Source organism: Gilliamella sp. Bif1-4 (genome assembly GCF_001690535.1).
GTDB lineage: Bacteria > Pseudomonadota > Gammaproteobacteria > Enterobacterales > Orbaceae > Gilliamella > Gilliamella bombi.
Window position 1 is genome coordinate 1 of sequence record NZ_LZHC01000054.1, and the last position, 26,695, is coordinate 26,695.

The window sequence follows — 26,695 nt, forward strand, 5'->3', positions numbered from 1 at the left end:
ATCCTAAGCGACTACACCTATTTGCTTGGTTAAGTAAAATATCACTTATATTATCACGGTTGACAAACCACTTCTTTAATACGAATCCATATTTTACTACACCATTACCACTACTATCTCTACCTACTAGTTCAAATGTCTGCGGTAAAGTTGGCTTAGATATTGGATCGGGACTGAGTGTCCCTTTTTGGGCAAATGAGCGTATTTTCCTATAAAAATCGTTTATAGATAACTTTAATTGCAGGAAATTGCTTTTAAGATAAAATTAAAAAATTAAACATACTTATGCCAGATAAATACCAAAAAATCAAGCAAGACCGTTAATCATCACTGTAGCCTAAACTCCTTAATGCTCGCTCATCATCTGCCCAACCTGCTTTAACTTTTACCCAAAGCTCTAGATGAACTTTATTGTCGAAAAATGATTGCATGTCTTTGCGCGCTTCAATACCAATTTTTTTGATTTTTTCACCTTTGTTGCCGATGACCATTTTCTTTTGTCCATCGCGTTCAACTAAGATTAATCCATTAATTCGGTACATTCCGTTACGTTCATCAACTTTGAATTGTTCAATTTCAACAGTTACCGAGTAAGGTAATTCATCACCTAAAAAGCGCATAAGTTTTTCGCGGATGATTTCTGATGCCATAAAACGTTGCGAGCGGTCGGTAATGTAATCTTCAGGGAAATGGTGTTCGCCTTCTGGTAAGTGTTTTTTGACGATATCTTTGATAATATCTATACCTTCTCCTTTTTCTGCGCTAATTGGCACAACATCAAGGAAGTTAATTTTTTGGCTTATCGCTTGAATATGCGGTAATAATTGTGTTTTGTCGGTGACGTTGTCAATTTTATTAATCACTAACAAGACTGGGCTTTTGCAATCTTTGAGTTTGTTGGCGACCATTTCATCGTCTTCATTCCAATGGGTGCCTTCAACCACAAAAATAACGAGTTCAACATCCCCTATTGAGCTGCTTGCAGCACGATTCATTAAGCGGTTTATGGCTCTTTTTTCTTCAATATGAAGTCCGGGGGTGTCGATATAGATAATTTGGTCATTATCCTGCGTGTCAATACCCACAATTCGGTGACGGGTAGTTTGCGCTTTGCGTGATGTGATCGAGATTTTTTGACCTAGCAATTGGTTTAGTAGCGTTGATTTACCTACATTTGGTCGCCCGACAATGGCGACAAATCCACAATGTTGTGTTGTTTCTGTCATTTTATACCTAATTGGTTGAGAGCTTCTTGTGCGGCAGCTTGTTCTGCTTTTCGGCGACTTAGACCACGACCTAAATATTCATGGCTATCATTGTCGATTTTGCATTGAATTAAGAATTCTTGTTCGTGGTTATCGCCAGTTACTTCAAGAATTAGATAACATGGGCGCGGACGATGAATTCCTTGTAAGTATTCTTGCAATCTTGTTTTGGCATCTTTTTGTTTAATACCAGGTTGAATTTGGGTCAAGCGGCTTTGATACCATGATAAGATAAGTGAACGAACTGTATCTAGGTTGCTATCTAGATAAATGGCACCGATTATGGCTTCTACAGCATCAGAAATAATCGATTCGCGACGAAAACCACCACTTTTTAATTCACCTTGCCCTAAAATAAGGTGATCGCCCAATTTAAAATCTTTACCAATTTCGGCAAGTGTTTGCCCACAAACGAGTGTTGCACGCATTTGGCTTAGGTCGCCTTCATCTTGTTTGACAAAACGGTGATAAAGTTCGTCGGCTATAACAAGACTTAAAATGGAATCCCCTAAAAACTCTAAACGTTCATTATGCAGTTTATTAGCACTTCGGTGAGTAAGTGCTAATTCAAGTAAGGATATATCTTGAAATATATAGCCGATTGATTGCTGAATTTGACTAAATTTTTTCATAATTATAGCTATTAATGTATGCCACCAATACGACTTAAGCGAACTCCAGTTGGCCATTCGTTTGGTTGTTTTTCAAAGCTGATCCAAATTGCGGTTGCTTTACCAACAAAATTAGCTTCAGGTACAAAACCAAAGTATCGACTGTCACCACTGTTATCGCGGTTGTCACCCATCATAAAATAATGCCCTTGTGGTACAACCCAAGTGGCTATCGGTTGTCCATTTTGATGATAAAAATAGTTAGGATTTTCTTGTGAACCTTGAGTGGTTAGAATATCGTGCGGTGTGTCCCCTAGAGTTTCCTGTTGAATATTCATATCCAATGTCACGATAGACTGAGAATCGACAATACCTTTATCCGCATATTGTCCTAGCGTGTAAAAATTAGGGTTTGGTTTGAACTGTTCATGCACCTCTTTCCAGTTACTTGGCCTTGGTTCGTTGTAATGCAAATTGAGTGCCTGTGATTGTTGCCCTTCGCAATTTGCATTTGTTGCTTGGCAAGCAGGATAGATTAAGATTTGCTTTTCTTTTACCAAATAGACTATTTTGTCACCTGGCAAGCCGACAACACGCTTTATAAGATCCATTTGGGGGACATTTGGGTGTTTAAATACGGCAACATCACCACGTTTTGGTTGTCCTGTCGGAATGATGACGGTGTTAGTAATAGGATCACGCACACCATAAGAAAATTTTTCAACCGCAATAAAGTCGCCAATTAGTAATGTCTGCATCATTGATCCTGATGGAATTTGAAACGGTTCATAGATAAATGAACGAATAACAAACACGACAAACAATACCGGAAAAAACGATGCCAAATTTTCAACCCAACCTTTGGGTTTACCAACTTCGGCAAGTATCTTTCCATCAACTTCGCCATTGCTTTGGGTACGGATTTCTTCAACTTTACGTTGTCTTGCTGGTTTCCATTTGAATTTTTCTAAAACCCAAAAGATACCAGTAATGAGTGTTGCAAGTGTTAATATGATGGCAAATGTTCCAGCCATTTTTTTTCCTCTTTAAATAAATCTTTTTATTGATTTGTTTTTAATTGGTTAATCTTTTCCTACATGCAAAATGGCTAAAAAGGCTTCTTGCGGTAATTCGACATTACCTATTTGTTTCATGCGCTTTTTACCTTCTTTTTGCTTCTGTAAAAGTTTCTTTTTACGACTCACATCGCCACCATAGCATTTAGCTAATACATTTTTACGTAGCTGTTTGACCGTTGATCGTGCAATAACATGATTGCCGATAGCCGCTTGTATAGCAATATCAAATAGTTGACGAGGAATAAGATCTTTCATTTTTTCGACTAATTCTCGTCCACGAGATGGTGCGTTGTCTTTGTGGGTAATTAAGGCTAATGCGTCAACACGTTCACCATTAATTAACACATCCAACCTTACCATGTCGGCAGCTTGGAATCGTTTAAAGCTGTAATCTAATGATGCATACCCACGCGAAGTCGATTTTAGTTTGTCAAAAAAGTCTAATACGACTTCTGTCATTGGGATTTCGTACGTTAAAGCAACTTGATTGCCATGATAAACCATATTGGTTTGCACGCCACGTTTTTCAACACAAAGTGTGATGACGTTGCCTAGATAAGTTTGCGGAACTAATATGTTACATTCTGCTATTGGTTCGCGTAATTCTTGAATATTATTTACTGCTGGTAACTTGGCAGGGCTATCAACGTAGATAATGTCATTTGATGTGGTTAGTACTTCATAAACAACCGTTGGTGCAGTGGTTATCAAATCAAGGTTGTATTCACGTTCTAAGCGTTCTTGAATGATTTCCATGTGTAATAAACCGAGGAAACCACAACGAAATCCAAACCCTAAAGCTCCAGAATTTTCTGGCTCATAAAACAATGAGGCATCATTTAGGCTTAATTTGCCAAGGGCATCACGAAAAGCTTCGTAATCGTCAGAACTGGTTGGGAATAATCCAGCATAAACTTGTGGTTTGACCTTTTTGAAACCAGGTAATGGGTTTTGCGCAGGTGCTTTTGCTAAAGTTAAGGTATCGCCAACTGGTGCACCTAGTATATCTTTGATCGCACAAACAACCCAACCCACTTCACCACAATGCAGGCATTGTTTTTCAATTTGTTTAGGGGTGAAAATACCGAGTCTATCAACGTTATAAGTCATGCCTGTGCTCATTACTTTGATCTTATCACCTTTGTTTAATTCACCATTTTTGATGCGAATTAATGAAACTACACCTAAATAATTATCAAACCATGAATCGATAATAAGTGCTTGTAATGGTGCTGCCGAGTCACCTTCTGGCGGTGGAATATCGCTGACTAATTGCTCAAGTACATCAACAACGCCAACGCCTGTTTTTGCAGAACAACGAACAGCATTGCTTGCATCAATACCTACAATGTCTTCGATTTCGGCTGCAACGCGCTCTGGTTCAGCCGCTGGTAAGTCGATTTTGTTTAGTACAGGAACAACTTCAAGATCCATGTCTAAGGCAGTATAGCAGTTTGCTAGTGTTTGTGCTTCAACGCCTTGCCCTGCATCGACAACTAATAATGCGCCTTCACAAGCTGCAAGCGAGCGTGAGACTTCATACGAAAAGTCAACATGACCTGGTGTATCGATAAAATTGAGCTGATAGGTTTCGCCATTTTTAGCATGATAATCAAGTGTGACACTTTGTGCTTTGATGGTGATACCTCGCTCACGCTCAAGATCCATTGAGTCGAGCACTTGGGCTTCCATTTCACGATCTGAAAGTCCACCACAAATTTGAATTATGCGGTCTGAAAGTGTTGATTTACCATGGTCAATATGGGCAATAATTGAAAAATTGCGGATATTTTTATTCATATTAATAATATTATAGTGAGTATCTTGGTTATTAATGGTTAACTATCTAAAATGCCTTTGGTCATTACCAACATTGCTAAATTGCTAATAAGTACATAGTCATAAAGGAAACATTTTACACATTTATCACTGCTAAGCATAGCGTTATCGAGAAGTTTACGTTTATTTCTGAACAATATTTTGTACAATACGTTCAACTGTAGTTCGCGGTAAATTACCTATGATGATAATATTTTTATGGCCTAAGTTGGTTGAATAAATAGTCCTTCCACCTTGTTGAATAATTTGATTAGATTGTTTAGCTTGTTCAGATGAGATATTGACCGTAAACGAAAATACGCCATCTGAAAACAATTTAGTAGCAATGTCAGAACTATAAAAATTCAAATTATAAGTAGCAACTTCTTTAAATCCTTTAGGTAACCAAGCTAGTCTCCATTGGTCAAAAGCATTATTTTGTTTTTCGATCGATAATAAGATTGGGTAAGTTCGGCTATTGATATAATCTAGCTGCTTTTTCTTATCAAAATTTTTATCTAGTTTGATTACTTTTATCTGATTAATGATGTCGCTATTTTGATCTAACAAATCGATCCTAATTGGTAAAAAGGTTTCATCATCAATCCAAATTACATAGCTATAACGATCCTGTTCTTTCGCTATGATTTTAACTAATTTTGCGCTTCGATTAGCTGTTCTTGCTTTGCCTAAGAAAATAAAGTCGTAAACCTCTTTAAGGTCATTAAAATTATTATAAACAACGTCAGGGAAAGCCTCGATAATGCGCGAACTAGTGATAGAAAATGATGAACTATTAGGCTGAAAATAACTGGTTATGCCTTTATGTAAAATGATCTCTTTATCAGAACCTTCCAGATAGCGCAAGTAAGCATTAATATCTTCTTTTGCAGGCGCACCTATATGGCTATATTCGAATGTGGTTACATATTGATTTTTATCTTGAGATACGAAGTAAATGCGGTAATCTTGCGTTTGTACAGCGTGATTCATTTTGTTTAATAACGCAAAGGCATCCTCTGTATCGTTGGCATAAATCGATACTGAAAAAAATGTAAAAAACAGAGTGAATATTATTTTTCGGCTCTGTTTTATAAAATATTTGATGAAACAATTTGGTAATTTCATTTCAAATTAGTGTGCATTTAATCTTTTTTGCAATTCATAATCTTGTATAAGCAATCTGATTTTGTCGTATTGTCGTTTTTCAAGTAATTGCTGATCGTTTTGTTGATGAATACCGCCTACAGGAGCTACACTTACGCCAACTGGTACTGTGTTTAATGTAGGGCTCACACTGGTACTATCTGTTTTTCCTTGATTATATTGTACACCAGCAATAATTCCAAGAGTGACACAAGCTGCAAGTCCAACTTGGCTTACTTTGCCAATAAAGTCTTTAATGTGAACCCAAATTAGGCTTTCAGCTTTTGGTGGCGTGGTTGTATCAATATTAGGTTGATCAGTAAGTTGATTGTATAAATCTTCAGTTGCTATCGCTTGAGCAATTTGATTAGAGATATCTAAATTTAATGAACTTCTATGTAACTCACCTCGTATTGTGTCTCTGATAATATGATAACGATGCCAATATGATTGCAAACTTTCATCATTTAACACTTCATCAACAATATGATCGTTTGTAAACTCACCATCCATAAGTAATGAAAGTTGCTCTTTCTGTTCTATTTGCATAGTAAATACCTTAAATTTATGACTACTCTTTATTAATTTGTTTGTAGCCATTAACTGAGTAATGGTTTAATCTTTTCATCAATTGCATCACGAGCCCTAAAAATACGCGATCTCACTGTGCCAACTGGTACATCCATGATTTGAGCGATTTCTTCGTAGCTTAAACCTTCAATTTCGCGCAATGTAATTGCGGTTTTTAAATCATCAGGTAACGCTTCGATCGTTGCAAATACTGTTTTTTTTACTTCATCTGAAAGTGCTAAATTTTCAGGATTATCAAGATCTCTTAATGAATCTGCACCTTCGTAACTTTCGGCTTCACTAGCATCTATATCTGATGATGGTGGCCGTCGTCCTTGAGACGTTAAGTAATTTTTTGCCGTATTAACTGCAATTCGATACAGCCATGTGTAAAAAACACTTTCACCTTTAAAAAGACTTAATGATCGATATGCCTTAATAAAAGTCTCTTGCACAACATCAGGAACTTCGGACGCTAATACATAACGAGAAACCAAATGGGCCAGTTTGTTTTGATAACGAACAACAAGTAAATTAAATGCGTTTTTGTCTCCATTAAGAACGCGATCTACTAATACTTGGTCTGTTACTTGCTCCCCCATTAAAGGCCTTTCCTTATTTTGTTAATAACTGTCAATCGGCCCAAATTTGTGCTGACATACAATTAGATTCTTAAATTAGAAAAAAGTTCCCATTATTTTAATAGAAATTTAATTATTTTACTTATTAATTGTAAATTTTTATTATTTTTATACTAAAACACATAGTTACCTGAAACTTTTTGACATGATCATATTCAAGTAAGACCGTTTGCCGATCTTTTAATTAAGTGGGATAATCTGTCTTTCATCACGCTCATTATAAGTAATTTGATAAAATTGGGGTAGATTAAAATTAACTGAGCTACTTGTAGTAAATGAAAAACGATCGTCAGATAAAATATAAAATTCGTTGATATCTTTAACCATATTATCTATTGAGCCGTTGCAATTACGGTATATTTCAACTTGGTTATGTTCATTTAGAATGTAAAGATCAAAACCTGAATCGGTATTTTCAAAGAAGAATTGTATTATCCCTGCATAAGCGACGCTATCAATCTCTTTTGGTAGTTCATTTGTTTCGTCTAAAATGTTTAATGGTCTACCTTGTATTTTGTTATTTGATACCGCACCATAAAAATCAATCGCATTTTCAAATTGATGACATGATACCCCTAATCGCTCAAAAAATAGATACCATGAAGCTCCACCGATCCTTAATGGTTTTACTTGCGTTGAGTTATTTTGAGTGGTAGTTAAACGTAAATCAATACATTCATCCATTAACTTTTTCATTTGTTGTTTGATTTCATCACTCTGGTACTCGCTATAACAAAATATTTCTAGCGAATTGGGTAAATCAGCATCTTTATGCATTCGATTTAGTAACTCCTTAATCGCCTGCAGTACCGATAACGCACCGCTGAAATGGAGAACACGAATTTCGTTCCACGAATTACGATAAAGAAGATCAATTGATCCCACTAAGCTGAGTTCGTTTTTACCATAATTAAGTACACTATTGGTCACTTCATCGTCTAATTCAATATTAGCCGTCGGATCGTCTTCTAAATTTAAAATAATAGCTAAGTGTCGAATTTCGCATGGTCCATATAACTGTTCTTCAGTTGCTGCTGGCACATCAGTAGGAAAGTAATTTTTTAGATCTGCGATCAATTTATTAATTTTCAAATTATTTCGGTTTTCACCATCATGATAATAAAAGTGAGTGCTATCAGCAATTAATCCGTTAAAATAACACCAGCCTACTAGTTTTACTAAGTATTTGCTATATTCAAGATATTGATGGCCAATAATTGAGTGCAACATGGGTTTTTGATTGTAAACATACCATCCTGCTCGATTGATGCGATCTTCTGCAACATGAATAAAAGTTAATGCTTCCTCTTGTAAATTATCAGATATATTGAGCTTTAACGTTGTGATCTTTCCTGGTAATACTTCAAAAGCAGCATAGAGCTTACGTGTTAATATCGCCAGATCTTGAGGACTAATTAATGAGTCTAAATTATTACGACGACCAAAATTGAGTAAATTTCGATAGCCGGACATCATAGTGTGTAATAAGATTTCGTGTATTTCTCGGACTTGCCCTATTTTCCAAGATTGACTCGCATCTAATTTTGCAATTTGTTGCTCATCCCATCCCCAACTTTTAACTAACTCACTTAAAATAGAGCGTCGCCATGACGACAATTGTGTTGGGATAGAAAGTTTTTCGTTCACTTTCAAATAAAAGCAATTACGAATTAATTCAAGTCGTTCATAATCATTAATTTCAATGAGGTATTTACTAATTCTGTCCAACAACATGTAATAAGAATCTAGGTACATCCCATTATGAATTTCGCCTTTTTGAATCAGTTCCCTCATTTGATAAGCAACTGGTTTATTTTGTGGGTAAATCCATGAGTACGCTTCTAATAATAGGGTTTTGAGTACGGCTTTAAAAGGTGAATCAATACTTTTGTAAAGTTGCCATAAACTTGCGCCAAAATACTCTTGAGCTGATAATCCAGTTAGTGGACCAAAATCAATCCATTGTTCTCGCTCGATTAAATTAAGATCAACCATCGCTTGAACGCACTTCTCATAAGTAGGGTAAGTAACGTTATTCACGGTGAAATTATAAGGTATTGCAAACCACAGTAAATATTTGCCAGCCAACAAATTTGCAGAACGGTAAAACTCCTCAAGTAACAAAATATGCTGCGCAGTTCCACAATTTTCGCCCATTAGACATTCATGATGTTTATTAATAAAACGATCAGCATCTACCACAAATAACGTTAATTTGACTTGCAAATTTGCCGCCCAATCTTCGACCAAACGGCATTTTTGTTGCAAAGCTTCTTTTTGCTGATCTGTTAAATTGTTTTCAATGCATATCCAGATATCAAGATCAGATTGAATTGACTGCCCAATAGAACAGGTACTTCCCATTGTATATAAAGCGGATATTGCTGGGATGTTAATTATTTTATTTTCGTTAGTGGATGGAATAAAATCGAATTCAGTTTTAAGCCGTTTACTCACATCATCAGAAAATTGATAACAAGCAATACCTGAAGGCATATCGCCTTCCATATATCCTGGTAATTTAGGTGTGTGATAATGAAAAAGCGCAGGAAGTAATAAAAATACCTGTTGAAATTCAGGAGACATACCAATGATAGCACGCTCTCGTTTCAATTTGGCAAGATCTTCAAGCTCTTTTTTTATGTTATTGATATAATATTGCATAGCTTCAATTAAATAAAACTCGCGTATTAATTTAACGCTTCAAGTAAATCTAGCATGTTATTTGTATAAGGTAAATAGAACAAAATTTTAAACCCTAAATAAAAATGAATAATTATGATAACAATTGAAAATATAGCTAAGCAGATTCAAAAAAAAGAAACCACAAAATTTATCGATAAGAAAGCTGCGGTGTTATTACCGATTGTTGATATTGATCATCAATTGCATCTTTTATTTCAAGTTAGATCGAAAAAACTAAAATGGCAACCTGGGGATATCTGTTTTCCTGGTGGGCGTGTGGAATTATCTGATACCACCCCCGAATACACAGCTAAACGTGAAACAGTTGAAGAATTGGGTATACCCTTTAACCAAATAACAATTTTAGGACCATTACCCAAATTTATTGCAACATTAGGTATGGCTATTTATCCATTTGTTGGCACAATCAATTCACTTGATGATTTGCAACTAAATCATGATGAAGTCGAACAGATTTTTACCGTTCCTATTGAGTGGTTTATTCAAAATCCCCCTCAACGTGCAACAATGTTTGTCGGGCATAAACCAGCTGATGATTTTCCTTTTGATATCATTGTAGACCGATCACCTAAATGGCAAAAAAGAGCTGAGTATTCTGTCTATTATTATCAGTATCACAATCGGGTTATTTGGGGATTAACTGCACAAATCCTTAAATTCTTTATTGAAAGAATTAGAGAATAATCTATAGGAAAAATATAATTTAGAAAATATTAACATTTTTAATTAGCACTAGATTAACTCTTTTTTTGACAATTCATTTCATTTTAAACAATTAATGCTAGGCACCCTTCTATTTGATTAAAAGAACTTGAGGATTATTACTGAACGTCTTATAACAATAACAAGTTGTTTTACTATTTGTTCCTACCAAAACAACTATTTATGTCTTAACGCTTTTTACAAGTAGACAAGGACAACACATCAGGAGCTCTGCCAGTTCGAATGCTTTAGAAGTAATATCAATAAATATATTTGCAAATAAAATAAGCGCTAAACAACGATTTTCTATTTTAATAATTCAAAAAGGAAGGAATATATTATGAAACGTTTTACCAAATCCTCTATTGCGTTAGCCGTATTGTTATCATTACCTGTTGCTAGTCTTTATGCTGCTGAGCCATTAACTGCTAAAGAAAGTAGTCATTTAGTACCATTAAAAGAAATTTCAGTAACTGGAAGTTATTTACAAGCCGAAAATGCTGCTAAAGATATTTCTCGCGCTGCCGATGAAGCAGGTGCTAAATATTACTATATTACTGCAATGGAAAGTCCAGCTAATGGAACTTCTTCAGATCGTGCGATTGTTTATGCCAATATTTATAAATCTAACGCACCAATAGCCGTACAAAAAGATGAAATTACCTATAATGGCGTGGTTTCTTATGAACGTTCAAAAGCTCTTTACTATTTACCATTTGATGTTGTTAAATTTAAAGGTAATTATAATAACACTTCTGAAATCACCGAAGCTGCAAGTAAATTAGCCGCTGAAAAAAATGCCTATGCGTTTTATATCGATTCAATTTCATCTGCTGATATCAAAAACCAAGCAGAAGATATCGAAGTTGCTTTATACAAACAAGACGCACCCGTTAGGGATTATATCGTAACAACAGCAATAGCAGGTCAAGATGCCTACGAAATTAGTAGCGAAGCATTTAAACACATGACGCCATTTAGTACTATTAGCTTCCATGGTGTATTTAACAATACAGCAGAAATCAGTGCCGCCGCACAAAAACATGCGGTTGCTAATGGTGCACACTTTTATTATGTAAAAGAAGTATCATCTAACCCTGCAAGCACAGCACAAACTGTTTTTATAAACCTATATAAATAAGCTTGTACGTAACTGAAATAAACCCACGTGAGCAATTTTACTTGCCCGTGGGCTTTGACTAAAAACACCTCAGATTTAGAATTAATTTTATTAAAGTTTTTATTTGTTTATTCCTGGATTAAACTTGTGAAGAAATTAAGAATTAGAACAGCAAACCAAACTAATGTGAAAATAATCTTCATTTTAGTTATCTTAATTAAATCATACATATAAAACTTAACAATAAAAACAACACACATTTATTTCTTTATAATTAAAACATATTTTATTATTTAAATGCCTTGGGTTCTTTTCAATTCGTTTTTATCATAACTATAATTTTAATAAATTATGTTATAATACCAACTTAGTTTAAGCATATTAATTAGAGAGATTATTTTGCAACAGTCGTTACAAGATTTTATTATTGATAAGATTGATGATCTAAAAGGCAAAGACATTGTTACCCTTGATGTCCGTGGCAAATCAAGTATTACCGATTATATGATTATTTGTACTGGCACTTCAAACCGTCATGTTTCCTCTATTGCTAACCATTTACTTGATGAAGCAAAAAAACAGGGCTATTTGGTGTTAGGTAGCGAAGGTAAAAGTGATGCCGATTGGGTCGTAGTTGATATGGATTCGGTCATTATACATATAATGCAAGAAGAAAGCCGTCAGCTTTACGAACTTGAGAAGCTTTGGAGTTAATCACGTGAAGATACAGCTTATTGCTGTTGGCAATAAGATGCCAAACTGGGTTAGTACTGCTTTTAATGATTATCAATCACGATTTCCTAAAGATATTCCTTTAGAGCTTATTGAAATTCCCGCTGGAAAACGTACCAAAAATGCAGATATTGTACGAATCTTAGATAAAGAAGGCGAAGCAATGTTAGGTGCCTGCGGTAAAGGCAATCGCATTGTGACACTTGATATTCCAGGTAAACCTTACACAACGCATAATTTAGCTGAACAATTAGAACGCTGGAAAGTAGATGGCCGTGATGTGAGTTTATTAATCGGTGGGCCTGAGGGTTTATCTCCTGCTTGCAAAGTGGCGGCAGAACAGAGTTGGTCACTGTCGCCACTTACCCTACCTCATCCTTTAGTGCGGGTTATTGTGGCCGAAAGCCTTTACCGTGCATGGAGTTTAACCTCTAATCATCCTTATCATCGTGAATAATAAAATAAGGTAAATAAGATGAGCACAATTATTTTAGATTTGCAAATTGCTACAGAAGATAACCATAATTTGCCTACCAAAACGCAAATTATGCAGTGGTTAGAGGTTATTTTGCCTCAGTTTATGGATAATGCCGAACTCACTATCCGTATTGTCGATAAACAAGAAAGCCAGCAATTAAATAGTACCTATCGTCATAAAGATAAACCAACTAATGTTTTATCTTTTCCGTTTGAATCACCAATTGAAATTGATGTTCCTTTATTGGGCGATCTAATTATTTGTAAACAAGTGGTTGAAGCTGAAGCTGAACAACAACATAAATCATTAATTTCGCACTGGGCACATATGATTGTGCATGGTTGTTTACATTTACTTGGTTATGATCATATTCTTGACGAAGAAGCTGAAGAAATGGAAAATATCGAAATTGATATTATGCAACAATTGGGATTTGAAGATCCTTATCAGCCCGTTAATGAATAAAAATATTCAATGAGCAGTTTAGTTCAATGGCAATTTAGCTAACTAAACAAAATATATAAAATAATTTAAATGAATAACAAAGTAAGAAAGGAAAAGAGCAAATGAGTGATGATAATCACCGGAGACCTAAAAAAGGGTTTGCATTATGGTTAAGTCAGTTATTTAATTCGGAACCCAAAGATAAAGAAGAATTGATCGAAGTAATTCGCGAAGCCGAAGAAAACGAACTTATCGATCCAGATACTCTGGATATGATTGAAGGGGTAATGGATATAGCAGAACAGCGCGTTCGTGATATTATGATTCCTCGCTCTCAAATTGTTACCATAAAAGACAATTATTCGCTTGATGAGTGTCTAGATATTATTTCTGAACATGGGCATTCTCGTTATCCTGTTATTAGTGAAGATAGAGATCACATAGAAGGCATTTTATTGGCTAAAGATCTGTTGATTTTTATTCGCCAAGGTGTGGATAATTTTGATCTTAAAAAAATCCTTAGGCCTACCGTAGTTGTACCTGAAAGCAAACGTGTTGATCATATGTTAAAAGAGTTTCGTCTACAGCGTTATCATATGGCTATGGCTATTGACGAATTTGGTGGTGTTTCGGGACTTGTAACTATCGAAGATATTTTAGAACTTATTGTGGGCGATATTGAAGATGAGTATGATGAAATTGAAGATCGCGATATTCGTCGTTTAACACCGTCGGTTTATACTGTGCGAGCACTTACGCCAGTTGAAGATTTTAATGAAATATTTTCAACTGATTTTAGTAATGACGAGATGGACACCATTGGCGGACTGGTCATGCAACACTTTGGACGCTTACCCTTACGCGGTGAAATCATTACCATTGACGGCTATCAATTTAAAGTTACCATTGCAGATCGAAGACGAATCATTCAATTGCATGTTACTATTCCTGATGGGGCTACTGCACCTAATTTAGAGTTACCTGAAAATGCTTAAAAAGATATTATTAAGCCTAATTTTTGGTGGTATAGCGGTTTTTAGTTATGCTCCATTTCATATTTGGCCTTTAGCTTTTATATCGTTTGCTGGTCTTTTATGGCTTATTGCTGATAGATCTAAAAAACAAGCCATGTTACTGGGATTAAGTTGGGGCATTGGCTACTTTTCCGCAGGGATCCATTGGGTGTATATTAGTATTAAGCAGTATGGAGAGTTACCCACCCCCATTGCTATTATCATCTTAGGCCTTTTAATCTTATATTTGTCGCTCTATCCTATGCTATTTGCTTTTCTATTAAGAATGGCAAATCGTTTTGCTGGACAATTTTCATTTAAACAACTTGTACTTCTTGCTCCTGTGCTCTGGCAATTAACTGAATTCTTACGAGGGTATATTTTAACGGGATTTGCTTGGTTACAACTCGGTTATAGCCAACTTGATAGTCCGTTAAAAGGCTATTTTCCTATATTGGGGACTGATGGTGTTAATTTACTGCTAACAATTTTGTGTGGATTATTTGTTTATTGCATAAAGACAATAACTAGCAAAACGCCAAAAAGGCACACGCTTGGTGCATTTATTGCACTACTTGTGATCTTATTTGCACCAATCTTATTCAATGATGTTAATTGGACTAAAGTTAATGACACTCGTTCAGCTAATTTTGTTTTAATTCAAGGAAATATTTCGCAGTCAATTCGTTGGACAAAAGAACAACTTAACAACACACTACAAACCTATATAAAACTGACTAAAGAAAACTTTGGTAAAGATAAAATTATCATTTGGTCAGAGGCCAGCATCACCGATTACGAAATAAATCAACAATCTTTTTTACAATATCTGGATAACGAAGCCCGAGTCCATGATTCTGAAATAGCTGTTGGTATTATTGATTATCGCTTTGGTGAAGATGGGTATCAATCTAATGGATATATCTACAATACTTTATTAGTATTAGGAGAAAAGGAGCCTTATCAATATCCAACTATCAACCGTTATAAAAAACACCATCTAGTGCCCTTTGGGGAGTTTACACCGTTAGAATCAGTACTTGAACCAATTGCTGAATTACTCAATATTCCTATGTCCTCAATGAAATCTGGCGAAGCAAAACAGCCTCAATTACAGATAAAAGGATTTAAATTTACCCCAGCCATTTGTTATGAAGTGATTTTATCTAATTTAATGTGGCAAAATTTTGCTCCAGACACTGATTTTTTACTTACTGTTTCAAACGATGCTTGGTTTGGTGATAGTATTGGACCTAAACAGCATTTACAAATGGCGCAAGCTAGAGCGCTTGAATTTGGTAGACCTTTAATTCGTAGTACTAATACGGGAATTACTGCAATTATTGATCCACATGGTAATATTGTTAAAAAATTACCGCAATTTGAAACAGGCGCATTATCTGCATCTGTATCACCAACAACTGGACTAACGCCTTATGCTATATGGGGGAATTGGCCTTATTTAGTTGTGATGGCATTAATGTTTATCTCACTTTTTATAAAAAAACGTTTATAGTTCACGATACTGGCATAATTATTGCTTAAATATAATTGGGTTTTAATAAGTCTTGATGTAATCAATAATCTAATATTGCGTTAATTGCTGGTTACATCTAGCTCCAATGATAGATAAATAAACAGTAAAAAGTACTTTTATGCTAAAAAATAAGTTATAATATATGCCCTTTGTAAAAATGTTAAAATTATTTAATATGATACAAAATAAACTGTAGGAGATGAGTATGAACAAAAAGACAAAATTAACCAAACTAGTGTTATCATTTGCAATGTTAGGTCTAGTGAGTAGTACCGCATTTGCCGATGAATTAACTGGTACACTAGCTAAAGTAAAAGAAAATGGTGTGATTGTCGTAGGACATAGAGAATCATCAGTCCCGTTCTCATATTATGGTGATAACCAAACAGTTGTTGGTTATTCTCAAGATTACTCAGATCTTATTATTAATGCGGTAAAAAAAGAGTTAAACATGCCTAACTTACAAGTTAAATACTTACCGCTGACTTCTCAAAACCGTATTCCACTTTTACAAAATGGTTCTTACGATTTTGAATGTGGTTCAACAACCAATAATCTTTCTCGTCAACAACAAGTTGATTTTTCAAATACAATCTTTATTGTTGGCACTCGCTTTTTAGTTAAAACTAATAGCAATATTAAAGATATTGACGATCTGAAAGGTAAAAATGTGGTCGTAACTTCAGGTACAACATCCGAAGTTATGCTCAACAAAATCAATACTGAAAAAGGGTTAAATATTCGTATTATTGCGACCAAAGATCATGGTGATGCATTTCGCACACTTGAAAGTGGACGAGCAGCAGCATTTCTTATCGATGATGCATTATTAGCAGGTGAGCGCTCCAAAGCAAAAAAACCTGAACAATGGGAAATTGTAGGTACACCATTATCTTATGAAGCCTATGGTTGTATGTTGCGTAAACAAGACCCACAATTTAAAGCTTTAGTCGATAAAACTATTTCAGAAGCACAAACATCAGGTGTCGCCGAAAAGTCATATAACCGCTGGTTTAAACAACCTATTCCACCAAAAGGGTTAAATATGAACTTTGATATGTCTTCTGAGATGAAAGAACTTTTCGCTCATCCTAATGATAAAGCATTAGATTAATACACAGATATTTTCCCATAAGGACGTAGGCAACTGCGTCCATCATCTTATTTAGTACTATTACATTTTTTTACGTGTTGGAGTATTTATGACAACAAGTTGGAATTGGGGAATTTTTCTTCAACCAGCACCATTTGGGGATACAACGTATCTTGGCTGGTTGTGGTTAGGTTTCCAAATGACCATATTGCTAGTTATTACATCAGGAACTGTTGCCTTTTTGGTTGGTTCGCTATTTGGTGTGCTGAGAACATTACCTAACCGCTTTTTATCTGGCTTAGGTACATGTTATGTTGAGGTATTTAGGAATATCCCGTTAATCATTCACTTATTCTTTTGGATTGAAGTTGTACCAGCGTTGGTACCAGAATCTATCCGTGACTGGTTATATAGTCTTGACCCTATGATATTTACTTTATTAATGTCAACCATAGGATTAGGATTATTCACAGGTGCACGTATATGTGAACAAGTGAGAGCTGCTATTCAGTCAATCCCTACAGGTCAGAAAAGTGCAGGAATTGCATTAGGATTAACCTTAAAACAAACCTATTTATATATTTTATTGCCAAACGCTTATCGACGTGTTCTACCACCGTTAACATCTGAAATATTAAATATGGTTAAAAATTCAGCTGTTGCCTCAACTGTTGGTTATATCGAATTAACCAAACAAGCAAACCAATTGCTTGAACACGCTGGCCAACCTTATGAATCATTCATAGCTATTACATTCGGGTATGTACTTATCAATGTAGTCATAATGTTTACTATGCAATATATTGAGAAAAAAGTACGACTTCCTGGCGTATTGGGAGGTAAATCATGATGGATTTAGAATGGGGACAAATCCTACCTAATTTACCTTATATCATGAGAGGTATGTTATTAACTTTAGAGATAACACTTACCGCGGTGATTTTTGGTATTGTTTGGGGAACGCTACTTGCCATTATGCGACTTTCTTCGATTAAAGTGCTACATTGGTTTGCTTTATGCTATGTAAATATATTCCGTTCAATTCCATTAATGATGGTTTTGCTTTGGTTTTATTTACTTGTTCCTCAATTATTAGAAAAGATTTTAAATCTTCCGCCTACAACAGATATACGTTTCGTGTCGGCATTAATCGCTTTTGCTTTATTTGAGGCAGCTTACTATTCGGAAATTATTCGAGCAGGTATTCAAAGTGTGTCTAAAGGTCAAATCAGTGCATCATTAGCGCTAGGCATGACCAAAAGCCAAGCATTAAGAATGGTGATTTTACCGCAAGCATTTCGTATTATGGCGCCATTATTATTAACGCAAGGAATTATATTATTCCAAGATACAACACTTATTTATACATTAAATTTAGCTGATTTCTTCTATCGTGCGGTTAATATTGTAGGCAATAGAGATGGTTTAATCGTTGAAATGGTATTATTTACAGGAGCAGTTTATTTTGTTATTTGCTTCACCGTTTCACGTCTAGTTAATTATTTTAAGAAAAGGATTACTCGATGATCTCCTTAGAAAATATATCAAAATGGTATGGACAATTTCAGGTATTAAAAAACTGTACAACTCGAGTTGGTAAAGGCGAAGTTGTGGTTGTTTGTGGTCCTTCTGGTTCAGGGAAATCAACATTGATAAAAACAGTCAATGCCTTAGAACCTATTCAAGAAGGTAAAATTATTATTGATGGCACTGAAATCACTAGCAAATCAACTAATTTGGCTAAATTACGTTCTAAAGTGGGTATGGTATTTCAACACTTTGAACTATTCCCTCATTTAACGATTTTAAAAAATCTAACACTGGCTCAAATCAAAGTATTAGGCCGATCAAATGGTGAAGCGTGCGAAAAAGCACTTAGTCTTTTAGAGCGTGTTGGTTTACTTGATCATGCAAATAAATATCCAGCCCAGCTTTCTGGTGGTCAACAGCAACGTGTTGCTATTGCACGTGCTTTATGTATGGATCCGATTGTTATGTTGTTTGACGAACCAACCTCAGCACTTGATCCCGAAATGGTAAACGAAGTGCTAGATGTTATGGTTGAACTGGCTTATGAAGGTATGACTATGATGGTGGTTACTCATGAAATGGGCTTTGCACGTAAGGTAGCCCACCGAGTTATCTTTATGGATGCTGGTGAAATTATTGAAGATACGTCAAAAGAGCAGTTCTTTACTAATCCACAATCAGATCGTGCTAAAGACTTCTTAGCTAAAATCATCCATTAATTTAATTATTACAGGGCTTTTAGCCCTGTTTTATTATTTTTTCCTTAAAATACATATCATCTTTTAAAAATAAGCTCAAATATGCTTATCAAAATAAAATCAGCTATTATTTTGCAATAAACTGACTAAACCACTATGTCTTTTCGTTTGTGATTTAATTGCTTGTAACAAGATAGCTTCAGTCGCATAAATTGAAACCGTTTTTTTAGCACGAGTAATGGCAGTATAAAGTAAAGCACGATTAAGCAACGGCGAATTATCAGTTGGTAAGATAATATTTACATCATCGAATTCTGAACCTTGTGATTTATGGATTGTCATTGCGTAAGCCGTTTCATGTTCGGGTAATCGAAATGGGGAAAATCCTTTAATAGATCCATCAGGAAAAGAGAAATAAACACGTAATTTTGAACTATCATGCTCAGCTTTTAATGTAATGCCAATATCACCATTATATAAACCTAATGAAGCACTATTACGTAATATCATGATGGGTCGACCAACATACCATGCTTCTTTATTTTTCAAATAAATTAATTTGTTTTTGGCCAAAAGTAACTCAATTTGTTTATTTAAACCTTCTACACCAAAATGTCCTTCTCTGACAGCACAAAGTAAGCGATATTCAGCAAATTTAGCTAAGACTAAAGCTATATCATTAATTCCATTTTGTTTAATCACATTTAAATAATGTTTATAATGATTAATACTATCATGTAAAACATCTTCATAAGCCTGTTGGGAAGAAAGAGCGTGATACTGGATATCACTCAATGATCCATCTAATAATAATTTTTTAGCAGTTGTTGAGCACCCAGCTTTAACTGCATTAGCCAACAAGCCGATACCAGATGATTCGTTAAAACGATAACTTTTTTGTAATAAGCAAATACTGTCAGTAATTGTTGCTGTTTGCTCGCAAGTTGGCACATCATAACCGGTTAATTGGCTTAGCTCTTTTGCTCGTGGTTTACTATAACCATGCGTAATAAAGGTACAAAGGTCACCAAATACTGCGCCAGCTTCAACTGATGAAAGCTGATCTTTATCACCAAGTAAAATTAAACGTGCAGAGAAAGGTAATGCTTCAATGACTCTTGCCATCATATTTAAATCAACCATTGAAGCTTCATCAACGACTAACACATCGACATGCAATGGATTATGCTTATCATACTTGAATGAGCGATTATCTGGCTTCGCACCTAATAAGCGATGTAAGGTAATCGCTTCTGTCTTTATATTTAATGATGTAAAGGCGAGTTGCTCAATTGTGTGACTCAGTGATTCGGTTAATCTTGATGCTGCTTTGCCGGTCGGTGCTGATGTAATAATTCGAGCATTAGGATTAGTTAGTAAAATTCCGACTAAAATTTTAGCAACAGTGGTTGTTTTACCCGTACCTGGCCCACCAGAAATAATCGTAACCTTGCGCGTTAACGCAGCAGCAACTGCTACCTTTTGCCAATCGATTTCGGGTTGATTTTGAATAAAAAGTTGGTTAAGTACAGCGGTTAAATCAGTATTGTAGCTAAGTTCTTTATCCAAAGCTGTATGATTGAAATACTTAGCTACATTTTTTTCATCTAACCACATCCTTTGAAAATAAAGTTTATTTTCAATAAAAATAAGCGGAGACAAATTTGTTCCATCACTCACAACCTGGCTATTATAAGCTTGCCCAAGAGCAATTTTCCAATCTTGCAAATTTGGCGAATCTAACTGTAACCAAAGCTGTGATCCAATCGTTAACTCATCTAAATAAGTAAGATCAAGACAAACATGACCAGATCTTACCTCTTTACTTAGCGACATAACTAAAAAACTAAATCGTTTAATAGTCATATCATCATTTAACTTTGCTTTATTCGTTAAAAACATTGCCAAATGAATATCAAGCAAACTACTTTGGCTATCTTGTTTAAATTGGTTTAACCACTCGTTTAACATATTCTATTTCTGTTATTAACTTATTTATAAACCAATTATATCGTTAACTTTATCTTTTGGATAAGTCAGTTTAAAACTTAAGTTAAGGTTTTTATTTTCACTTGGATTTAACTTAAATTTCCATACTAATTGGCCTGTTTCTTTATTGTAGTTTGCACCGTCATATTTTATATCATCAAGTGAAACTAATTTATTGACTATCATTGGTAGTTGATCATAAACAACAATATCAATAGGCAGTGTTTTGGCATTTTTCACATCAATGGTATAAGCATATTTTTGCGAAATATCACTACCAAATAACGAAGGTTTTGATGTTTCATTAACATTACGGTCACGTGAAATAAAAATATTTTTATCTTTTCCTAAAGATATATCGAGAGTCTCTTTTAAATTTTTAGTGGTAATAAAGCTTTCGCCAACATAATTACCATTAAAAAAGACTGTCGATCTTCCTGGTAAAAGATTAAGCTTATCCCAATCAATAATTTGAGCTTGTAAGTACACACTGTTATCTAATTTAGGAATAGCAATATAATGATATTTTGCCTCCACTTCTTTATTTTGTAATGTGAGGATATTATTCTTACTATTGGATTTAATGGTATAAGGTAATTTAACCTCAAAGCGAGTATTAATACCCAATGTATTGGTTAATGTATTATCATCATTAGCGTAAACTGATCTTGACTTTCTTGCACTGATGTCATCGTAATCTTTCTCTCTCTTAGAGAAAAAGAACCCACCTTTTTCAGTATACATGTCAATATACCAAGGCTTTAAATCTGGAGCAGTTATGCCTTCACTTGGCTTAGAAGTTGACAAATTGAAATCGACATTTTGCCAATCTAAACCACTATTTTGATAAATATCGGCTTTATATGTTAGTTGTAACGGAGCACTGACATCAGCAACACGCACATCATAAATCGGTGCCCAACCAGCTTTATTCGTAACATAGGACAAGGTAACTGGCAGTGTAACATCTTTATCAGAATAAATTTTCACGATAATTGCATTGGTTGTATTTTTTATCAAAGCTTTCTGTTTATCGATCTTACCTTGGCATTGTGCTATTTGCTCTTCTATTTGATTGACTTCTTTTTGGAGTCTGTTCTGTTCGTTTAATATCGAAACTAAATTACTCTTAACAAAATCCAAAGTATTTTTCATTTCACTCAAATTATCATTTGCATTTTTAACCAATTGATCCAAGCGATTGCCTTGTAAAAGGTTAACTTGTTCAGATACGGCTTTTAATTGCACTTCAGTGGTATCAAATTTTTGTTCTAACTGTCTTAACTCATTAAGTAAAGGCTTAATATCTTCACTTTCTTTATTATCACCTTCATAACTATCATCTAATAACGTTGACAATACTTTCACATTAGCATCATTACCAAATCCCACATTAATTGAATTAGCTTTGACACCATCAGCAATTCCAGTCAATAAAATTTCATTTTCACCTTTGGTCAATGATACTGTTGATTGCCCTTGTAATTCTGCACCTTGCAAAAAAAGCGTTACTTTATTAAGTGTTACATTATTGTTTGCAAAAACACTGCTAGAAGCAAATGCAATTAAAAAAGCTAATTTCTGAATTTTCATATAGTCCCTTTAAAACGAAGTTAATTCCTAAATATCTGATGATATTTATATTATAAGTAGAATGACACATGCATCTCTAACACAATCAATGGTAATAGAGTCGTTATTCTATCTATTTAATTGTTATTTATTTTAGCATAATTGTAAAAAAAATAAATTATTTTTTGTTTAATATATTGAACAAAAAACAAAAATAACTTATATTTATGTTTAAAATAAAAAACAAAATAAGGAGACTCTATGAGTAACTTCAGTTATATAAAAAAAGCAATCAAACGTAAGAATATATCTTTACAGACTGTAGCCGATGCTTGCCAAATGACTAAAGGTTATCTTAGTCAACTCATTAATGATAAAATTAAAAATCCGAGTGCACAAAAATTACAATCACTCCATCAATATTTACAAATCGAAGAACCATCCGAAAATAAAAAAGTGGGTGTGATTTTTGGCAAATTTTATCCTTTACATACTGGGCATATTTATCTTATTCAGCGAGCAATTAGTCAGGTTGATGAGTTATATGTTATTCTTTGCTCTGATACTCAACGCGACGAAGCACTTTTCAAACAAAGTGCTATGTCTCGCCAACCAACTATTAATGATAGAATTCGCTGGCTACTGCAAACTTTTAAATATCAAAAAAATATCCACATTGAATTATTAGAAGAAGACGGCATTCCAGCTTACCCGAATGGTTGGCATGAGTGGAGTGAACGAGTAAAAAAACTATTTCAAGAAAAAGGCATAAAACCAGATTACGTTTACTCAAGTGAACCGCAAGATGTCGCTATGTATAAAGATTTGTTTGATCTAGAAACTGTCTTAATTGATCCAAAACGGCAATTTATGCAAATAAGTGGCACTCAAATCCGTCAAGCACCGCTGAAAAACTGGCAATACATTCCAACCGAAGTTAGACCATTTTTTGTTAGAACCGTTGCCATTTTAGGGGGCGAATCTAGTGGTAAATCAACTTTAGTTAATAAACTAGCAAACGTATTTAATACAACCAGTGCATGGGAATATGGTCGGGATTATGTATTTTCTCAACTTGGCGGGGACGAACGCGCATTACAGTATGCTGACTACGATAAAATCGCATTAGGGCATGCACAATATATCGATTTTGCCATAAAACATGCCAATAAAGTTTCGTTTATTGATACCGATTTTGTGACAACTCAAGCTTTTTGTAAAAAATATGAAGGTAAAGAACATCCATTTTTACAAGCTATGATCAATAACTATCGTTTTGATTTAGTAATTTTACTCGGCAATAACACGCCATGGGTCTCTGATGGTTTACGTCATTTAGGCAGTCCAAAACAACGTAAAGATTTTCAAAAACTATTAATAACGTTATTAAAAAAAAATAATATCAAATATATAGAAATAGAATCGCCCGATTATGAAGAACGTTATTTACGCTGTATTGAACTAGTTAATCAACTTATTAATGATGAAGAGTAATAAATTATGAATAAATTAAGCAATCTTGCCATTTTAATTGGACGTAATAAATTCTATCCATTTTTTTGTATATTATGTGTAACACTAGCATTTTTATACACTGACCCATTTACTGAATTTGATTTACGCTATGCTACTTCTTACATAGGCGCTTTTTGCGGTCTGCTATGTGTCATCTTATTAGCAAAACGCAAAAACATGGGGAATGTATTAGGTATGTTTGCCGTAGTTGCAGAATGTTGTGCTAATGTTCTTGGAGGTAATATTGGTGCAGGACTACCGCCAGTCTACTATTTTTGTTCACACATCTATGGTTTATTCACTTGGCAAAAGAACCTTGATAATAATAAAAATGTTAAAGTTCGTTCACTCAATGAAACCGCATTTTTATATACAATCGTATTTCTTATTATTGCCGCTTTTATTAATATTTATTTAACGGATAAAATTGGTGCAACTAATACAACCTACCAGCTAATAACTAACTGTTTTATATTTGGTTTAGGTATTGTTGCTCAATTATTATTGATGATGCGATATGCGTTTAACTGGTATTTATGGGTTATATTAAATGTACTGGTAATTGGTTTAAATATCTATACCGACAATATCATTATCGCAACACAATATTTAATTTATCTATTTAATGCCATTTATGGAATTTGTGAATGGAAACGCTCTGAACAAAAAGCGTAAATATCCCAATTTTGTTAAAAAGTTTCAGGAAAGACTGTGTTTAAGTATAAAAATAGAAAATAAGTGCTTTATTTTCTATTTTTTATTTGAGATGCAGTCTAATTATTCAACATCCCCTTTAACCAAAGGCACGAATATAACCTCGCCCATATTTTTAGCTACAAAATTATCTCCATCACGCTCAATTAATTGTAAAACCTGTTTATTTTCGCCAACAGGAATAACTAAACGTCCTTTATCGGCTAACTGTTCTAGTAAGCTTTGTGGCACTTCAGATGCAGCAGCAGTAACAATGATGCCATCAAATGGTCCACGCTCAGGCCAACCTAACCAACCATCACCATGGCGCGTTGCAATGTTATGAATATCAAGTTGCTTTAAACGACGTTTGGTATTCCATTGTAGACTTTTTATTCGTTCTACTGAGCAAACATTGTCGACTAACTTTGCTAAAACAGCCGTTTGATATCCCGACCCTGTTCCTATTTCAAGTACTTTTGAATTAGGCTCTAATTTTAATAGTTCAGTCATCTTTGCTACGATATAAGGCTGAGAGATAGTTTGACCACTTCCTATTGGCAATGGACGATTATCGTAAGCTTGATGCGAAAGCGCTTCATCAACAAAATGTTCACGAGGAACTGACGCAATAGCATCCAAAACACGTTCGTCTTTTATTCCTTGTTGCCGTAAGAATTCAATTAGGGATTGCATTTTTAGATTTTGCATTTGGGCTACTCATTTTCTATTATTAGTTCACGTATCACACTTGTTGCATAACAACCTGATGGCAAATAAAAATTTAGTTCGAGACTATGCTCATCTAACCATTGCCAATTAAGCTGCTCTGCTCGTAACAATATTGACCGTCTTGCTGTTTCTACTCGCTCTTTTTTAAATAGCTCATTAAATTCAGACCAACTTTCTAAACATTTTTGCTCAAACTCTAGCGCATCAAATAATGTACCTAGCGGTGAATCACCCAACATTGGTGCAGTAATATTGATCTCACCCTGTTCTAAACGCATTTGTAACTGAACTAGTTCGTCTGCTTGAGCTACAAACCAGCTACCACGATGCGCTAATTGTAATATATCGCCATTGAGCACGGTTTGATGCAAACTTTGGATAATGCGCTGACTGACAATATTATTAAAAATCGCACTTCGCGCCGCAGAAAGATAAAAGCTACGTTTTTTTCGATCCTTAACCGAAATTTTGCCATTGGCCCATTTTATAGCCTGAGCAATATTATTTTCATCATGACCAAAACGCTGCTCACCAAAATAATTAGGCACACCATGCTGTTTAATTAATATTAATTTAGATTCAATTTCAGATTGGCTATTTAACGATTTTAAAATAATTTTAAAATAATTACCTTTTAATGCACCAATTTTTAATTTTTTATTATGCCGCGTGATTTTTAATATTTTACAACCCGCCAAATTAAATGCCGAAAAGTCTGGAGTTTGTTGACCTGGCATATGTAAACTGAACCACTGCTCAGTCACAGCTTGGCGATCTTTCAACCCGGCATAACTTACTAGCTTGGTTGAAATACCCACATATTTAGCCAACTGCTCAGCCACGAAAATGGTATTACAATCTCGTTTTTGCAAAAAAACTAAAACATGTTCACCTTCACCTGTCAACTCAAAGCCAAGATCTTCTGTCACATTAAAATCTTCGTGTTGTTGCTTGTATTGCCCTTTAGTGGTCGGTTTGCCATATAAATAATTAAGTTGTGCTAACACTATT

The 26,695-nt window shown here is 34.6% G+C and carries 26 protein-coding genes; 14 read left to right on the plus strand and 12 right to left on the minus strand.

What is annotated here, in order from left to right:
• Nucleotides 1–215, plus strand: a 215-nt coding sequence (locus tag A9G25_RS13040; protein WP_218057566.1) for a hypothetical protein, incomplete at its 5' end; no start/stop codon positions are given.
• Nucleotides 216–320: 105 nt separating this feature from the next.
• On the opposite strand, the gene era is transcribed toward A9G25_RS13040, so the two are convergent.
• From era to A9G25_RS07575, 8 genes are all read right to left on the minus strand, one after another.
• On the minus strand, nt 321–1,226 hold the full coding sequence (era, locus tag A9G25_RS07540) for a GTPase Era (RefSeq protein WP_065626409.1): 906 nt from the start codon (nt 1,224–1,226) through the stop codon (nt 321–323).
• Nucleotides 1,223–1,900 (minus strand): ribonuclease III, encoded by a 678-nt coding sequence (rnc, locus tag A9G25_RS07545; RefSeq protein WP_442903089.1) that lies wholly within the window; start codon nt 1,898–1,900, stop codon nt 1,223–1,225. The genes era and rnc overlap by 4 nt, the downstream gene beginning before the upstream one ends.
• 8 nt (nt 1,901–1,908) lie before the next feature.
• Nucleotides 1,909–2,910: a signal peptidase I gene (gene lepB / locus A9G25_RS07550; RefSeq protein WP_065626411.1), complete on the minus strand. Its 1,002-nt coding sequence runs from the start codon at nt 2,908–2,910 to the stop codon at nt 1,909–1,911.
• Between the two features lie 48 nt (nt 2,911–2,958).
• Nucleotides 2,959–4,755, minus strand: coding sequence for a translation elongation factor 4 (gene lepA / locus A9G25_RS07555; protein WP_065626412.1), 1,797 nt, complete (start codon nt 4,753–4,755; stop codon nt 2,959–2,961).
• Between the two features lie 162 nt (nt 4,756–4,917).
• Nucleotides 4,918–5,901 (minus strand): MucB/RseB C-terminal domain-containing protein, encoded by a 984-nt coding sequence (locus tag A9G25_RS07560; protein ID WP_081297189.1) that lies wholly within the window; start codon nt 5,899–5,901, stop codon nt 4,918–4,920.
• Nucleotides 5,902–5,907: 6 nt separating this feature from the next.
• Entirely contained in the window at nt 5,908–6,468 is a 561-nt protein-coding gene (locus A9G25_RS07565) for an RseA family anti-sigma factor (RefSeq protein WP_065626414.1), read from the minus strand.
• A gap of 50 nt (nt 6,469–6,518) precedes the next feature.
• Nucleotides 6,519–7,091, minus strand: coding sequence for an RNA polymerase sigma factor RpoE (gene rpoE, locus A9G25_RS07570; protein ID WP_034909980.1), 573 nt, complete (start codon nt 7,089–7,091; stop codon nt 6,519–6,521).
• A 219-nt stretch (nt 7,092–7,310) separates the two neighbouring features.
• Nucleotides 7,311–9,794 (minus strand): class I adenylate cyclase, encoded by a 2,484-nt coding sequence (locus A9G25_RS07575; RefSeq protein ID WP_065626415.1) that lies wholly within the window; start codon nt 9,792–9,794, stop codon nt 7,311–7,313.
• 114 nt (nt 9,795–9,908) lie between these two features.
• On the opposite strand from A9G25_RS07575, the gene A9G25_RS07580 reads away from it, so the two are divergent.
• From A9G25_RS07580 to A9G25_RS07630, 11 genes are all read left to right on the plus strand, one after another.
• Entirely contained in the window at nt 9,909–10,520 is a 612-nt protein-coding gene (locus tag A9G25_RS07580; RefSeq protein ID WP_065626416.1) for an NUDIX hydrolase, read from the plus strand.
• Nucleotides 10,521–10,878: 358 nt separating this feature from the next.
• A complete protein-coding gene (locus tag A9G25_RS07585; RefSeq protein ID WP_065626417.1) occupies nt 10,879–11,679 on the plus strand; it encodes a YdgH/BhsA/McbA-like domain containing protein in 801 nt (266 codons plus the stop codon).
• Between the two features lie 375 nt (nt 11,680–12,054).
• Nucleotides 12,055–12,372 (plus strand): ribosome silencing factor, encoded by a 318-nt coding sequence (gene rsfS, locus A9G25_RS07590; protein ID WP_065626418.1) that lies wholly within the window; start codon nt 12,055–12,057, stop codon nt 12,370–12,372.
• A gap of 4 nt (nt 12,373–12,376) precedes the next feature.
• The gene (rlmH, locus tag A9G25_RS07595; RefSeq protein WP_065626419.1) at nt 12,377–12,847 is read left to right on the plus strand and encodes a 23S rRNA (pseudouridine(1915)-N(3))-methyltransferase RlmH; all 471 of its coding nucleotides are present in this window, start codon (nt 12,377–12,379) and stop codon (nt 12,845–12,847) included.
• A gap of 18 nt (nt 12,848–12,865) precedes the next feature.
• Nucleotides 12,866–13,333 carry an rRNA maturation RNase YbeY gene (gene ybeY, locus A9G25_RS07600; protein WP_065626420.1) on the plus strand — a complete coding sequence of 156 codons (468 nt, stop codon included), beginning with the start codon at nt 12,866–12,868 and terminating at the stop codon, nt 13,331–13,333.
• A 101-nt stretch (nt 13,334–13,434) separates the two neighbouring features.
• Nucleotides 13,435–14,307 carry a CNNM family magnesium/cobalt transport protein CorC gene (corC, locus tag A9G25_RS07605; protein ID WP_065626421.1) on the plus strand — a complete coding sequence of 291 codons (873 nt, stop codon included), beginning with the start codon at nt 13,435–13,437 and terminating at the stop codon, nt 14,305–14,307.
• Nucleotides 14,300–15,841, plus strand: coding sequence for an apolipoprotein N-acyltransferase (lnt, locus tag A9G25_RS07610; protein ID WP_065626422.1), 1,542 nt, complete (start codon nt 14,300–14,302; stop codon nt 15,839–15,841). Before corC ends, lnt begins: the two co-directional genes overlap by 8 nt.
• A gap of 226 nt (nt 15,842–16,067) precedes the next feature.
• Nucleotides 16,068–16,976 (plus strand): glutamate/aspartate ABC transporter substrate-binding protein, encoded by a 909-nt coding sequence (locus A9G25_RS07615; protein ID WP_034910003.1) that lies wholly within the window; start codon nt 16,068–16,070, stop codon nt 16,974–16,976.
• Nucleotides 16,977–17,064: 88 nt separating this feature from the next.
• The gene (locus A9G25_RS07620) at nt 17,065–17,805 is read left to right on the plus strand and encodes an amino acid ABC transporter permease (protein ID WP_065626423.1); all 741 of its coding nucleotides are present in this window, start codon (nt 17,065–17,067) and stop codon (nt 17,803–17,805) included.
• Complete coding sequence (gene gltK, locus A9G25_RS07625; RefSeq protein ID WP_065575466.1) at nt 17,802–18,482, plus strand: glutamate/aspartate ABC transporter permease GltK; 681 nt, start codon at nt 17,802–17,804, stop codon at nt 18,480–18,482. The genes A9G25_RS07620 and gltK overlap by 4 nt, the downstream gene beginning before the upstream one ends.
• Nucleotides 18,479–19,204: an amino acid ABC transporter ATP-binding protein gene (locus A9G25_RS07630; protein ID WP_065626424.1), complete on the plus strand. Its 726-nt coding sequence runs from the start codon at nt 18,479–18,481 to the stop codon at nt 19,202–19,204. The genes gltK and A9G25_RS07630 overlap by 4 nt, the downstream gene beginning before the upstream one ends.
• 99 nt (nt 19,205–19,303) lie before the next feature.
• Here A9G25_RS07630 and recD read toward each other — a convergent pair whose 3' ends face one another.
• Complete coding sequence (gene recD / locus A9G25_RS07635; RefSeq protein ID WP_065626425.1) at nt 19,304–21,154, minus strand: exodeoxyribonuclease V subunit alpha; 1,851 nt, start codon at nt 21,152–21,154, stop codon at nt 19,304–19,306.
• A 24-nt stretch (nt 21,155–21,178) separates the two neighbouring features.
• Nucleotides 21,179–22,765, minus strand: a complete 1,587-nt coding sequence (locus A9G25_RS07640; protein WP_065626426.1) for a DUF4139 domain-containing protein — start codon at nt 22,763–22,765, stop codon at nt 21,179–21,181.
• Nucleotides 22,766–23,005: 240 nt separating this feature from the next.
• Here A9G25_RS07640 and nadR point away from each other — a divergent pair, with 240 nt between their 5' ends.
• Both nadR and pnuC read left to right on the plus strand, forming a co-directional pair.
• Nucleotides 23,006–24,238, plus strand: a complete 1,233-nt coding sequence (gene nadR / locus A9G25_RS07645; protein ID WP_065626427.1) for a multifunctional transcriptional regulator/nicotinamide-nucleotide adenylyltransferase/ribosylnicotinamide kinase NadR — start codon at nt 23,006–23,008, stop codon at nt 24,236–24,238.
• A 6-nt stretch (nt 24,239–24,244) separates the two neighbouring features.
• Complete coding sequence (gene pnuC, locus A9G25_RS07650; protein WP_065626428.1) at nt 24,245–24,934, plus strand: nicotinamide riboside transporter PnuC; 690 nt, start codon at nt 24,245–24,247, stop codon at nt 24,932–24,934.
• A gap of 102 nt (nt 24,935–25,036) precedes the next feature.
• Here pnuC and A9G25_RS07655 read toward each other — a convergent pair whose 3' ends face one another.
• Together A9G25_RS07655 and truD are read right to left on the minus strand one after the other, a co-directional pair.
• On the minus strand, nt 25,037–25,663 hold the full coding sequence (locus A9G25_RS07655) for a protein-L-isoaspartate(D-aspartate) O-methyltransferase (protein ID WP_065626429.1): 627 nt from the start codon (nt 25,661–25,663) through the stop codon (nt 25,037–25,039).
• A gap of 5 nt (nt 25,664–25,668) precedes the next feature.
• Nucleotides 25,669–26,694, minus strand: coding sequence for a tRNA pseudouridine(13) synthase TruD (gene truD, locus A9G25_RS07660; RefSeq protein ID WP_065626430.1), 1,026 nt, complete (start codon nt 26,692–26,694; stop codon nt 25,669–25,671).
• Nucleotide 26,695: the final 1 nt, after the last annotated feature.

Coding starts and splice junctions, on each gene's coding strand:
- lepA (WP_065626412.1), bottom strand. CDS start 4,755: ATGAATAAAAATATCCGCAATTTTTCAATTATTGCCCATATTGACCAT.
- gltK (WP_065575466.1), top strand. CDS start 17,802: ATGATGGATTTAGAATGGGGACAAATCCTACCTAATTTACCTTATATC.
- era (WP_065626409.1), bottom strand. CDS start 1,226: ATGACAGAAACAACACAACATTGTGGATTTGTCGCCATTGTCGGGCGA.
- A9G25_RS07620 (WP_065626423.1), top strand. CDS start 17,065: ATGACAACAAGTTGGAATTGGGGAATTTTTCTTCAACCAGCACCATTT.
- lnt (WP_065626422.1), top strand. CDS start 14,300: ATGCTTAAAAAGATATTATTAAGCCTAATTTTTGGTGGTATAGCGGTT.
- A9G25_RS07640 (WP_065626426.1), bottom strand. CDS start 22,765: ATGAAAATTCAGAAATTAGCTTTTTTAATTGCATTTGCTTCTAGCAGT.
- corC (WP_065626421.1), top strand. CDS start 13,435: ATGAGTGATGATAATCACCGGAGACCTAAAAAAGGGTTTGCATTATGG.
- A9G25_RS07560 (WP_081297189.1), bottom strand. CDS start 5,901: ATGAAATTACCAAATTGTTTCATCAAATATTTTATAAAACAGAGCCGA.
- pnuC (WP_065626428.1), top strand. CDS start 24,245: ATGAATAAATTAAGCAATCTTGCCATTTTAATTGGACGTAATAAATTC.
- A9G25_RS07580 (WP_065626416.1), top strand. CDS start 9,909: ATGATAACAATTGAAAATATAGCTAAGCAGATTCAAAAAAAAGAAACC.
- A9G25_RS07575 (WP_065626415.1), bottom strand. CDS start 9,794: ATGCAATATTATATCAATAACATAAAAAAAGAGCTTGAAGATCTTGCC.
- recD (WP_065626425.1), bottom strand. CDS start 21,154: ATGTTAAACGAGTGGTTAAACCAATTTAAACAAGATAGCCAAAGTAGT.
- A9G25_RS07630 (WP_065626424.1), top strand. CDS start 18,479: ATGATCTCCTTAGAAAATATATCAAAATGGTATGGACAATTTCAGGTA.
- lepB (WP_065626411.1), bottom strand. CDS start 2,910: ATGGCTGGAACATTTGCCATCATATTAACACTTGCAACACTCATTACT.
- A9G25_RS07585 (WP_065626417.1), top strand. CDS start 10,879: ATGAAACGTTTTACCAAATCCTCTATTGCGTTAGCCGTATTGTTATCA.
- A9G25_RS07565 (WP_065626414.1), bottom strand. CDS start 6,468: ATGCAAATAGAACAGAAAGAGCAACTTTCATTACTTATGGATGGTGAG.
- A9G25_RS07615 (WP_034910003.1), top strand. CDS start 16,068: ATGAACAAAAAGACAAAATTAACCAAACTAGTGTTATCATTTGCAATG.
- nadR (WP_065626427.1), top strand. CDS start 23,006: ATGAGTAACTTCAGTTATATAAAAAAAGCAATCAAACGTAAGAATATA.
- A9G25_RS07655 (WP_065626429.1), bottom strand. CDS start 25,663: ATGCAAAATCTAAAAATGCAATCCCTAATTGAATTCTTACGGCAACAA.
- ybeY (WP_065626420.1), top strand. CDS start 12,866: ATGAGCACAATTATTTTAGATTTGCAAATTGCTACAGAAGATAACCAT.
- rpoE (WP_034909980.1), bottom strand. CDS start 7,091: ATGGGGGAGCAAGTAACAGACCAAGTATTAGTAGATCGCGTTCTTAAT.